The sequence below is a fragment of the Psychrobacter sp. Marseille-P5312 genome (assembly GCF_900291405.1).
GTDB classification, from domain to species: Bacteria; Pseudomonadota; Gammaproteobacteria; order Pseudomonadales; family Moraxellaceae; genus Psychrobacter; species Psychrobacter celer.
Genome location: NZ_OLML01000001.1, coordinates 845,337 through 857,314, shown reverse-complemented (window position 1 = coordinate 857,314; position 11,978 = coordinate 845,337). Strand labels below are relative to the sequence as shown.

Here is an 11,978-nt window from a genome sequence, read left to right as displayed (position 1 = left end):
AGTGATTTCATATTATTTTACATTCAAACGCAGCAGGTTTGCCGTTATATCATCTGGCTATCATTAGGTGGGTTGGTGCAGCCGCGCCGCGTTTTTGATAAAAATAAGGAAACCTATCGTCATGTCTGATTATTCGCAACTGATTGATGAACTGCTTGCTACCGTATCGCTTATTGAAGTGAGCCCTGATGTCTTTGAAGGGAAAAGCCATGACTATGTGGGCAGTCGTATCTTTGGTGGGCAAGTCTTGGCGCAAGCAATCATGGCAGCTGCCCATACGCTGGATAAAGACAAACCCTGCCATTCACTGCACGGCTATTTTTTGCGTGGCGGTGATATCAACCAGCCAGTGATTTATCGAGTACGCCGTCTACGCGATGGGCGTAGCCTCTCTGCGCGAGAAGTGACCGCGATTCAGTATAAAGAAGTACGCGGCAAAGCGCCTATTGAGCAAGTGATTTTTTCGATGATTGCCTCGTTTTCGCCGATGGAGGAGGGGCTTGAGTATCAAGAAGATATGCCTGTCTATCCGCCACCAGACGACCTGCTTGCCGAGCAAGATTTAAAAGAAGAGTACGTCGGCAAAGTGCCAGATGCGCTCAAAGCACGTTTTATGCGTCGTCGTCATGTCGAGATTAAGCCTGTCAAACCGCGTGATCCTATCCATCCCGAGCCGATGAAGCCAAAACAAGCCAACTGGCTGCGTATCCGCGAGCTGGGCAATCAGCCGGTGGCGATTCAGCAAGCGCTATTGGCATTTTCGTCTGATTTTTACTTAGTCGGTACAGGGCTGATGTCGCATGGGGTCAGCTTTATGACCAGTGGCTTACAAGCGGCCAGTATCGACCACTCGATGCACTTCCACCGTACCTTTGACCTAAATAATTGGCTACTATACGACATGTGGAGCGATACCACCTCTAATGCCAAAGGCTTAAATCATGGGCAGTTTTGGCAAGATGGTAAGCTCGTCGCAACGGTGCAACAAGAAGGATTGATGCGCTTGCGGGTGCCCAAATCTTAAATAAAAAAATACAAGCTATGCCAGCGTGCTACTGGTATAAATTTTCCTTGCGTGCTGCGTACCCAGATGCTGCGCAAAATTCATCCCAGTAGCACTGTGTTTATTTATAGTGGTTCGACTATACGTACTTACCGCTCTAAAATCTTTACCATCGCCCGCGGTAATCCAAGTGTTGCCCGCGCATCATCTGCGGTCAACCAATGAAGATTAATCTCTGCCGCTTGCAAGGCTGTACTCAATGCGGTTGTTTGCTTATTGTCTAAAGTGACGGATCGCGGCGTCAAATACCAATGGAAGTGGGTCAATGAGTGCTTGATAGGCGCATCATCAATCAAGGTTTGATTAATGGGTGCGGCTATCACATTATGCTTATCTAACCACTCATGAATAATCTGCTCAGCGGTGGTAAATTCTGTCTCATAGACTTTTTCATTACTGCGTACGTCATTTGCTGTGTTTGATGGCTTATCATCGCTAGCTAGCGTCTTTTTAACAGTAGCCTTAGTGTTCGCTTTACCATCAACCTTTTCTACAAACTGTAATGGCAAACTCCATAGTCCGCCCCAAATACCATTGTCAGGGCGCTGTAGCCATAGTATTTTGCCGTCCGTATCTTTGATGATAAGCGCATTGCTAAACTTACTGGGCTTGGGCTGTTTTTTTGCCTTGACTGGATAGTCGGTTTCGCGTCCCTGTGCATGGGCAAGACAGTCCTCTTGTAGTGGACACAATAAGCAGGCAGGCTTGCTACGCGTGCATAGCGTTGCGCCCATGTCCATCATCGCCTGCGCAAACCGTCCTGAGTCATCGACAGGTGTTAAACGCTCTGCCAACGCCCATAGCGTCTTGGTGGTGGCAGACCTGGTGATATCGCCCTCAATAGCCGCCCAGCGGGTAAGGACGCGTTTGACATTGCCATCACAGATGACGCCATACTTGTGCAAGCCCATCGCCATAATCGCCCCAGCGGTCGACGGCCCAACGCCAGAGATGGCTTCCCAGCCTGCTAGCGTCTGCGGAAAATCACCGGTCTCGTCAATTATCTCGGCCAGTTGCTTTGCGCCTTTATGCAAATTACGCGCGCGTGCATAGTAGCCAAGCCCCGCCCAATGCTCGGCAACCAAGTCCCATTCTGCGGCGGCCAAATCCTGCACGCTCGGAAACGATTCCATAAAGCGCGCAAAGTAGGGCAACACGGTGGTGACTTGTGTCTGCTGGAGCATGACTTCGGATAGCCAAACGATGTAAGGGTTGGGCGTATCGGTCTGATGCTGCTGCCACGGTAGGTCATGGCGACCATTTTCGGCAAACCAATCGAGTAGGCGCGGCGAGAAAGAGTCTAATGCGTCAGTGGGTTGAGAAAAGGGAGTGTCGGGTATGGCAGTAGGTTGAGTCATAGGCTCTTATAAAATTGGCAATAAGTAAAGGGCGCTTTGGTTACACTTAAGCAAAGCGTTTATCCTATATGGTGATTATCTGGTTGATTTACTAGCGGTAAATATCGCTAAGCGTCTGGCCAGCTTTGTTTTTCCAGACTAGCCACCCATTTGCATTACGTCCTGTTGCAATTTGTCCTGCACCACTAGGTGTTGTCAGCAAGTGGTTTTTGACCACTTTGTAAGTGTTGTCATCGTGCTCGATTAATATTTTGTTTGCTAACATTTCACGTTTTTTATTGATGCCCCATTTACTAAATGATGGTGTATGAATTTTACGGATGAGCGACCCTTTTAACAAAACAAAACCGTCATTATCGTAGTAGCCTTGAGCATCACAGTCTTTGGCTTTGCAATAAAACAGCATTGGTTGCTTGTCAGGTACGACTGCTGGTGTGTCTTGGGGAGACTGGCAGGTATCTGATATCAGTGGCTGGTAGGCTTTATTATTAGGAGTCTCAATACCGATTGCTTCAAAAACTGGCTGCCCGAGGGTAGACAGTAAAATATCTAATGTGTGAAACAGCTCTTCGCAGTCTGCTTGCAGCGGTGCTGGCGTATGCGGCTTGCTGCCATTATTGCCATTTTGCAAATCGTAGCGCCCGACATCTGTGGCAATTTGAATGGCTTTATGTTCCATATACAGCGCATGCGTCTGGGTAATGGTGTTGTTGGTAGAGAGCATGACAAACACCCTTGTCCAAAAATCTTTACCATTATGATGGCTTTTCAGGCGCTGGGTTAAATCGCCTGTTTGCCCAATATAGAGTAGAGGTTTGTCCGTGCTATCGGTATCACCAATTAGAAAGTATAAGCCTACTTGCTTGGCGTCGGGCATACTTAAAAAATCTGCAATATGAATGCGCGGCACTTCAATCAGACGCACGGTGCGTATGGTCATTTCAGCGACACGCAGCCCACGAGGGTTACCTGTGGGCAGGTAGATTTGAATGGTTTTTGCTGAGGGTATTAATGGATTCATAAAAGCTTATATTGTTGGTCAATCTACTTCCGATTCTTCCGCGTTTTTAATCGGCGCAAGCGCTTTTCTTCTTCGCGGGCTTTCTTTTTTTCTTCTGCCGCTAGACGTTGTTCGGCGACGATGATTTCTTCCGCTTCGATCATCGCTGGAGTTTCAAGGGTAATACGTCCAAGCTTGCCACTACGCAGCTCATTGATCAAAATCTCAGACATGCGGTAGGTATCAACGACTCCGCCTTTTTTGATAAATCCTCGGTTACGCCCTGCCATTTCAAAAAACTCCCAATCGGTCTTGGGCAGCTCGTCAATTTTATAGCGAGTTTTTAGCAGCTCAGGATAAGCGCTCAACAAATACTCAGCGGTATAGCTGGCGACATCGGCGAAGTCAAACGCGGTATCGCGAATACCGCCGGTCGCCGCCAAGCGATAGCCAGAGTTTTCGTTTTCGACCTTTGGCCAGAGCATACCAGGGGTGTCATAGAGCATGATGTCATCATCGAGTTTGATCAGCTGCTGCGACTTGGTCACTGCAGGCTCGTCGCCAGTTTTTGCTACTGCACGCCCTGCTAAGGTATTGATCAAAGTCGATTTGCCAACGTTTGGAATGCCCATGATCATGGCTTTGATCTGGCGACCGGTGCCAACTTTATTGGGCACCATTTTTTTGCATAGAGCGATGATGCGCTTGACGTCATCGGCTTTATTATTGTCACACGCGATGGCTTTGACGCCCGCTTGCTGCTCAAGGTGCGCCATCCATGCTTGGGTCAGATCAGGGTCGGCGAGATCGGCTTTGTTTAAGATTTTGATGACGGGTTTTTCGCCGCGTAGTGCTGCGACCATGGGGTTTTCGCTACTATAAGGAATACGGGCGTCAATCACCTCGATGACCACGTCCATCTGCGGCATGATTTCTTTGATTTCGTTACGGGCTTTGTTCATGTGCCCAGGGAACCACTGAATATTCGCTCTTTTATCCATCTGCTTTCATAACCTTTTATAAAAATGCTAAAAGTAAGACCATCAGTGTCTACTTTTTTATGATGTTCAGTTTACTACACAACCAGCGTCAGCACCCAATGTTATCCAGTCGCCTTGTTGCCACGTTACCATTTTATGTCAGGCTTCAGGCAGGCTGTCATGCGGATTTGGGCGTGTCTTTATGTTTGGCCCATCTATAGGCTCATCGATTGGGTTGAGAGTACGTCCTAGTCTACTAAGTCCTTGCGCGCGGGTGGTAGCGGCGCTAAATAGCCAATGACCAAGATCAAGCTGCCTGCACCAAGGAACGAAATCACCCGCCAAATCGCCTCGGTCTGTGACAAGTCAACCAAGACCAGTTTTAGCACCACCGCGCCCAGTAATCCAATGCCCATAAACCATAGCGTGCGCTGTCCATAGCGGCTAGCGCTGATGGTCGCGACCAAGGCAATGAGCGTCCACAAAATCGTCAATCCCGTCTGTACTTGCTCGCTATTCCACGCGCCCCCAGTAACTCCATATACACTGCCAGTCCATAATGGCGTGCCGATAAAGGCATGCAGCGTCCTGACCAACATACTCGAACCTATCCAAAGGCCAATCAGCGCTAAGACAATAAGTAGCATATCGTTTTTAGGAATGGCTTTTAATAGATTTCTCGAACCGCTACCACGTGGCTGACGAAGTAAATAAACGCCCAAGGCATAAAACACCACCAGCCATAACGTCAGATCGTATAAATTAAATAGCGGAAAATAAGGCAAGGCCCAAATCACCCCATCATAAGTAAAATTGGTAAACAGCGCCCAGCCTAAGGTGATAGGTACAAAGATTTTGGCGCTGTCTAACAGTGCTTGAGACCAATCAAACCAAGCGAGCGGAAAGGCTGAGGTTGCGGCTTTTGAGTGCGTGTTTGACTGCTCATCATGATATTTAGCCATAGCATGACGCTGTGTCCACCATAATCCAGCCAACATAAAGGCAACTGGTACTAAAACAGTCATGACACCTTTTGAGTCAGGTAAGCCATAATGCATGGCTTCTGCTAAAACAATAATGCCTGCTCCAAGCCAGCTTGCGCTATCAAAACGTGTTAACTCAGCTGCTTTATGCCATGTCTTTAGCCATAACTGCCCAATGACCAACCCGCCTATCAGCAAAGCAATAAATATCGACCAATGAAAGGTCGACCATTGATAATAAAATTCATATCTTTGCGGTAATTGAAACAGTAGCGTGGCATACAATAACAACAGTAAACCATGACAAAACTGCCGAATCTCCAACCAAGAACGATATTGATTGATGGCATAATAAAGGACAAGGCTGGTTAACGCGGCCAATCCTAGCAGCGCTGTCGTTGCGATGTGCCAGTTGGCAAGCCATTGATCAAGATCGATGACCAATACATACAGCAGCCAGACCACGGCGGTGAACGTCAAAAAACGGCTCAACCTCGGACTGCGCCACATTAGGTTAAACGCTATACTTTGGCTATTGATTGAAGCCAGCCACTGCTTGGTAGCGGGTTCACCGATGCCCAATGTGTTAGCGTATTTCACCAGCGTCTGATCGGCGTGACGCTGGCTGTTTTTGTCATCCATAGGGGCGTTGCTGGCGCGTAAGACAAACATGGCGGCGAGGTAGCTGAGCGCCGAAATCGTCAAGGCCAGTGTTGGATAATCTTTGATTGTAAAGACCACAGTTATCATCAGCATCGCGATACTCAGCAGCTGTAATCCTAGCCCAAATAGCACCGACCATGCGCGTAGCGAGCGCCGACCAAACCATACCAACGCCAGCCCTTGAACCGACCAGCCAAAGGCAATCCACTCAGCATCGAGAGCCAGCGGAATTACTAATGCCAAAAATCCAAATCCTAACGCCAGCATGCCTTCAGTGATTAAGGCATATCGTTGACTGCGCTGTACAAATATCCAGCCAATGCCCAAATAAATCACCGCTAAAACAGCACTAGTGAGGGTCAGCGCATGAGGAATAGCGTCTAACAACGCCGCAAATAAACCAAAGGCCAATATCGGTACGGAAAACAATAAACCCGTATCAATAGGGAAGACATAGATGTTGTTTGCGCTGTTTTTTGTATTGTTGTTCGTACTGGCATCTGTGCTGGGGTTTGTACCGTAAATACTACCTACAGTCATCTGGGCGATATCTGTTTCATTTAATGTGTTATAAGCGATGATGTGCTGGGCGTAGCGAATGACGACAAACAAATATAGCAATACATGCAGCGTCACCAGCAATACCAATGTCCAGCGCTGCGCCTCAATGGTAGCGTTTAGATTGTTCGTCGCGCCCCAATAGTAGGCCAGTCCAAAGGTGACCAACACGCCGAGCAGATTGAGCATTTTCCAAGTACGGTAGTGAGCAATGACAGCAACGGTGACGTTTAACAGCAGATAATAGCTAAATAAGGCGACCAGACTGCCGGTGTCTTCACCGGTCAATACAGGCGCAAAAAATCCACCAGACAAGGCCAATAAAGCCAGCGGTAAGGCGTTTTGACGCACAGCGAGACCGATGGTGACAGCTGATAAAAGGCCAAGTCCAATAAAGCTTGGCACGCTTGCGAGCACCTGATAGAAGCTATAAGCAAAAAAGACGGTCAAATAAGCCGTCGCTAAGCCCGCACCCTGTAAGGTGATGCCATAAGCAAAGCGGTTTTTTGCCAATTGTATCCCCAACGCCGCCAGTCCCAATCCCATCAGGCCAATACCAATGAGCTTTATGGTAATCGGAATCTCGATATAATCGCTCAGTAAGCGCAGCAAAAGCACTACACCGATGAGTAAGACGATTACCCCGACACGCACGACCAAGTTACCGCCAAAAAACCAGCTTTTGATAGAATAAATCAGTGAGGTGACGATAGGTAAGGAGCGCTCATCAGGTTCTATGGTTGCAGTGGCTTGTCGATTTTCTATCGATAGTGATGAAGCTGCAGGTAAAGGGGGTGTAGGTAGCTCGGATAAAGGCCGGTTTGCTGACTCTGGCAACTCTGGCCGCTCAGAAAGCACGGGTGGTTGTGACATTGTCTGCTGATGCTCTGTATCTTGAGAGGATGGCTCAGAGTGCGCGTTGGATGCAGCGTCTATACTGTCTTTATATTGCTTGAGCTCAGCTTGTAGCGCTGCCATCTCACGGCGCAACTGCTGGATTTGTCTATGGATACTAATATATAGCACCGAAGCAATGATGAATAAAATGGTAAAAGCCAGCCAGCCCAGCGGATTCATTAACAGATATAGCATCCTCGTCACTCAATTTGCTTGATGATGAGGTGATAATGACGCGATTTGCGTCCGAGTACAAGAAGCATCATGTACCTAAAGCTGCTCAACTAAAAAAAGAGCCGCTTATAAATCAGCGGCTCTTTTTTCGGTTTATATAGGTTTTATAAAAGCCCTATGATAGTGGCCTTCTCATAATAGCCGTCTATGCTAAGTTACTTTTCATAAACTCAAGCATATTATCCCAGCTTTGCTTGGCGGCAGCTTCGTTGTAGCCGAGATCGACATCGTTTTTGGCTGCGCGCTCATCGGCATGGGGGTTGGTAAAGCCGTGCTTGGCATTGTCATACACATCGATGGTATAGTCGACATCGGCCGCATCCAGCTCAGATTTTAGACCTTCTATCGCCTCCATCGATACCATCGAATCATCACGACCATGCGCGACCAAGACTTTGGCGGTAAAGTTTTTGTCCGCAGGCTGTTTTGCTGATGGGTTGCCGTGGAATGTCGCGACAGCTTTTAGTGGCATGCCATCGCGCGCCATATCAAGCACGACTTTACCACCGAAACAGTAGCCAATCGCGCCTAAGTTGCTACCATCAACAGCCAACTGATCGCTAAAATCATTGAGGATAAGGCGACAGCGATCCATCAGCATGTCTTGGTCCGCAAGTACTTGCTCCATCCACATGTTTGCCATCGCCGCATCGCTGGTCAATTTGCCTTCACCGTAGACGTCCATTGCCACCGCTGCATAGCCTGCTTTTGCCAAACGCTCGACCACAGATTTTGGATGATCGACCACGCCCCACCATTCTGGTGCGACCAAGATGCCGGCCGCTGGGTTTTCTTCCGATGCGTCTTCTGGTAGCGCCACATAGCTGATGAGCTCGACGCCGTTTTTGGTGGTGCTGATAAGTTCAAACGTCTTAATTGACATAGTGCTGTCCTTTTTTATGTTATGAATTTTATTTATAGTAAATCGTTTTTTTTACTTTTAGTACCTTAACGCCCATGCTTCGCAAAAACAGCTATAATACTGTAACGCTCTTTATCAAAATGCTACTGCACCTTTATGACACTCAATTTGCTCAACCAACTTGCCGACAGCCAACAATCACCAACTGCTGAACAGTCACCGACGCCGCAACCAGTGTCAAAGCCTGTTGTGCCCGCCAATGCAAGCTTGTTTGCCGATAGCGATGGTGAGCTGGCAGCCACCTTGCGGCTGCAGTTTTGGTCGCGATTTGCCTTATCAGAGCTGACGCATCATGAATGGGAGGCTTTGTGTGATGGCTGCGGTAGCTGCTGCCTGATCAAATATATCGATGATGATGACGCCGAAGCGGTGGTTGAGTATACCGATGTGACCTGTCAGCTGATGGACTGTGCGACGGGTCATTGTCAGCACTATGCCACGCGTCAAGAGTATGTGCCTGACTGTATTCAGCTCACGATGGAAAACCTGCCCAACATGATGTGGCTACCATCACACTGCGCCTATAAACGCTTGTATAAAGGGCAGGAGCTCCCAAGTTGGCATTTGTTATTGACTGGCGATGCGGCGCGCACCGAGCAGCAGATGCGCGCAGCCAATGTCGGGGTGGCAGGGCGCTGTGTCTCTGAGGTTGGTATGACAGATGAAGAGATGGAGGAGCGGGTGGTGACATGGGTACAGCCCTAGCGGTATCCATTTAGACTCTTATCGTTAGTTTATGGCGAGTAGTGAGTTTATGGCGCGGCGGCATGCGCCGCAAATTGTGCTTTGGCTTCAGCTGCCGCTTTTGAGTCAGCCAATGGCGGGATAGGAATATTCTGACGAATCTGCTTGGAGAACTCGCGGCTATTGACTACGCTGCTGCCTGCTAAATTATCAAAACCACGCACTTTTGGATTGATATGAGTGCGCTCGTACCAAGTATCCATCGACCAATTCTGCGCGCCGCTGTTGGGCTTGGCGTCGAGCATACCGACATCGTATAGATAGTTTGGCAGCCACCCAGAGACCCAAATCCGATAATCCCATGGCAAACGCTCGCCACTGACGATACGCGCCATATAAAAAATAATATTGGTACAGTTGCTAATCAACGTGTTGTACCAAGTGGGTTTAGCGTTCAAATCATCAGCCGCCGTTAGATAAGATTCAAATAGTGACCTCACTTCATGCTGTTGCAAATTGCTGATAGGAAACAGATAAACCTGCTCGCCGCGCGCATTGCTGCGCGTATAGATAATATCACGCTCCTCGCTAGCAATCAGGCTAAGCTCATAACGCCGAAAAAACCCAGCCAGCGCCGAAAAAGACTCGCCTGCTTCTTTACGAATCTCAAATGAGAAGGCAAGCGGTCTGTCATCCTCAAAGCGAAAGCTGACCAAGGTATGAGCAATCAGTGGCCCCATCCAGTATGAGTTGGTGACATCGACGCCCGAGAGTTTGGACATATCAATGGTACGGGTGTCCCAGCGCTCGGTGGCGTCTGTATCGGTATGCCAGTCAAAATTGCGTACATTTTTGAGGGTGATTATATTAGGGTTGCTCGCGTCTCGCTCATAGGAGACTTGCTGGCTGACCTCTGCCATCCAGTCGCGCTGCTGCTTGGCTTCGATAGAAAAAAACCAGCCCAAACCGATAAACCAAACTGCGCCATATAAACCAATGAGCCATTTAACGGTTACTCTTTTATGCGGCACTGCTGAATTATTTGATGGCTGATTACCTCGATTTTTTAGTCTTTTTGACCAATGCCTTTTTGTTGCATAAGCTGCCTTAGCCAGCGCCGCTAAAATGCCGATTATAACAAGGGTTGTAAGCCACGTAATCGGCGAGCGCATGCCAAACTGATACCAAATTGCCATTAACAGCCAAATAGCAGATAGGAGCAACGTAGTAACGATTAAAAACTGCGTGAGGTAATAGCGCCAAGTCCGTTTTTGCTGGCGCTCATAAGCTGCCCCATGCTCTAAGCGATTGCTGTTTGCGAGCGGCGAGAGCAGGCGAGAAAAAAATGCACGTAGCGACATAGGTTTGACTTTGAGGAATGAAGGCTTTGACCATAGCAAAATTCATAACACACTGACAATACAATTTGAGTGAATTTGTCGTTGAATGTCCGTAAGCCTTACGATAAAGTGAAACTTATTAGGCTGGTCTATTTTTATCTATACTTATATAGTTGTTATTTATCGCTATGATAGGATTTGTATGGATAATTTGATCTTTATTTAAATATTTTGACTACTGCCTAAATATAAAATCGCTGTTTTATTTGCTATTTTAATCCCCATCTACGGTTAAGATTTTAATTGCTATTCACTATTTTCTTTGATTACTGCTATTAACTAAAGAGGTTAAACCACATCATCATGTCTGACGACACTCCCAGCCCGAGTAGTTGGTCGATGCGCGGCTTAAAACGCTGGCTATCGACCGCCCCCGAAACCCGTGATGAATTGATTCGTTTGGTACAGGACTCTCGTCAGTTTTTAGAGCCTGATACTGTCGATATGTTAGAAGGCGTGCTCGATCTGCCTGCCACTCAAGTCCGCGAGATTATGACGCCGCGTCCGCAAGTGATCGGACTGCACGAAAGCGCAAGTCTGGCTGAGGTGATGGATATCATCCTCGACACCACCCACTCGCGTTACCCAGTATTTGATAGCCAAGATGATGATGCGGTCATCGGCATCTTGCTTGCCAAAGATTTGATTCCTATCTTAGTGCACATGGTGCGCGACCAAGAAGACAAAATCGACAGCAAGCGTCTCAGAGATCTGGTACGGCAGCCGCTATATATCAGCGAAACGGCGCGCTCAGACACGCTGCTGCGCTCACTGCAGCGCACCCAAGTGCACATGGCAATCGTCGTCGATGAGTTTGGCAACTTTGCAGGGGTGGTCACCATGGAGGATTTACTCGAGGAGATCGTCGGCGATATCGTCGATGAGCATGATGACTTCGATGAAGACAGTGATATCAATAATATCGTCGCCGATCCTGAAAGACCAAATACGTGGCGCGTGCAAGCATCGACAGTGATTGAAGACTGTAACGATGAGCTTGGCGCCCACTTTGATGATACCGATGTTGATACTATGGGCGGTTTGGTCATGCAAGCGCTCGGTCATGTTGGTGATTTGGAAGGGGAGAGTGTGGTGATAGACGATTGGCAAATTACCATTACCGATGTTGAAGGGCGCTTTATTCAAAATCTTGAGCTGTCTAAAATCAATGCTGACCAGCAAATATTAATAGGTAGCCATTAATTTATTGATGTTTATCACTTAATCTTGGCACTT

9 protein-coding genes are annotated in these 11,978 nt (G+C 47.9%); 3 read left to right on the top strand and 6 right to left on the bottom strand.

Translation table 11 applies throughout. The features are described from left to right. Positions 1-121: 121 nt before the first annotated feature. Positions 122-1,024: an acyl-CoA thioesterase gene (locus C6W44_RS03655; RefSeq protein ID WP_075101950.1), complete on the top strand. Its 903-nt coding sequence runs from the start codon at positions 122-124 to the stop codon at positions 1,022-1,024. A gap of 128 nt (positions 1,025-1,152) precedes the next feature. On the opposite strand, the gene mutY is transcribed toward C6W44_RS03655, so the two are convergent. The 5 genes from mutY to C6W44_RS03630 form a co-directional block, all read right to left on the bottom strand. Further along, positions 1,153-2,421 carry an A/G-specific adenine glycosylase gene (gene mutY, locus C6W44_RS03650; protein ID WP_105244267.1) on the bottom strand — a complete coding sequence of 423 codons (1,269 nt, stop codon included), beginning with the start codon at positions 2,419-2,421 and terminating at the stop codon, positions 1,153-1,155. Positions 2,422-2,512: 91 nt separating this feature from the next. After that, complete coding sequence (locus tag C6W44_RS03645; RefSeq protein ID WP_105244266.1) at positions 2,513-3,442, bottom strand: GIY-YIG nuclease family protein; 930 nt, start codon at positions 3,440-3,442, stop codon at positions 2,513-2,515. A gap of 23 nt (positions 3,443-3,465) precedes the next feature. Then, the gene (ylqF, locus tag C6W44_RS03640; protein WP_105244265.1) at positions 3,466-4,422 is read right to left on the bottom strand and encodes a ribosome biogenesis GTPase YlqF; all 957 of its coding nucleotides are present in this window, start codon (positions 4,420-4,422) and stop codon (positions 3,466-3,468) included. A gap of 227 nt (positions 4,423-4,649) precedes the next feature. Beyond that, positions 4,650-7,697, bottom strand: a complete 3,048-nt coding sequence (locus C6W44_RS03635) for a DUF2339 domain-containing protein (RefSeq protein WP_105244264.1) — start codon at positions 7,695-7,697, stop codon at positions 4,650-4,652. Between the two features lie 184 nt (positions 7,698-7,881). Next, a complete protein-coding gene (locus C6W44_RS03630; protein ID WP_105244263.1) occupies positions 7,882-8,619 on the bottom strand; it encodes a dienelactone hydrolase family protein in 738 nt (245 codons plus the stop codon). Positions 8,620-8,889: 270 nt separating this feature from the next. Between C6W44_RS03630 and C6W44_RS03625 the strand changes: the two genes are divergently transcribed. Further along, positions 8,890-9,363: a YcgN family cysteine cluster protein gene (locus C6W44_RS03625; RefSeq protein WP_227526463.1), complete on the top strand. Its 474-nt coding sequence runs from the start codon at positions 8,890-8,892 to the stop codon at positions 9,361-9,363. Between the two features lie 47 nt (positions 9,364-9,410). On the opposite strand, the gene C6W44_RS03620 is transcribed toward C6W44_RS03625, so the two are convergent. Further along, positions 9,411-10,703: a DUF4105 domain-containing protein gene (locus C6W44_RS03620; protein WP_105244261.1), complete on the bottom strand. Its 1,293-nt coding sequence runs from the start codon at positions 10,701-10,703 to the stop codon at positions 9,411-9,413. Positions 10,704-11,045: 342 nt separating this feature from the next. On the opposite strand from C6W44_RS03620, the gene C6W44_RS03615 reads away from it, so the two are divergent. Beyond that, entirely contained in the window at positions 11,046-11,945 is a 900-nt protein-coding gene (locus C6W44_RS03615; protein WP_105244260.1) for an HlyC/CorC family transporter, read from the top strand. The last annotated feature ends 33 nt before the right edge of the window (positions 11,946-11,978 follow it).

What these genes read in the sequence shown, in the direction of transcription:
- C6W44_RS03655 (WP_075101950.1), top strand. Translation starts at nt 122, where the DNA reads ATGTCTGATTATTCGCAACTGATTGATGAACTGCTTGCTACCGTATCG.
- mutY (WP_105244267.1), bottom strand. Translation starts at nt 2,421, where the DNA reads ATGACTCAACCTACTGCCATACCCGACACTCCCTTTTCTCAACCCACT.
- C6W44_RS03645 (WP_105244266.1), bottom strand. Translation starts at nt 3,442, where the DNA reads ATGAATCCATTAATACCCTCAGCAAAAACCATTCAAATCTACCTGCCC.
- ylqF (WP_105244265.1), bottom strand. Translation starts at nt 4,422, where the DNA reads ATGGATAAAAGAGCGAATATTCAGTGGTTCCCTGGGCACATGAACAAA.
- C6W44_RS03635 (WP_105244264.1), bottom strand. Translation starts at nt 7,697, where the DNA reads ATGCTATATCTGTTAATGAATCCGCTGGGCTGGCTGGCTTTTACCATT.
- C6W44_RS03630 (WP_105244263.1), bottom strand. Translation starts at nt 8,619, where the DNA reads ATGTCAATTAAGACGTTTGAACTTATCAGCACCACCAAAAACGGCGTC.
- C6W44_RS03620 (WP_105244261.1), bottom strand. Translation starts at nt 10,703, where the DNA reads ATGTCGCTACGTGCATTTTTTTCTCGCCTGCTCTCGCCGCTCGCAAAC.
- C6W44_RS03615 (WP_105244260.1), top strand. Translation starts at nt 11,046, where the DNA reads ATGTCTGACGACACTCCCAGCCCGAGTAGTTGGTCGATGCGCGGCTTA.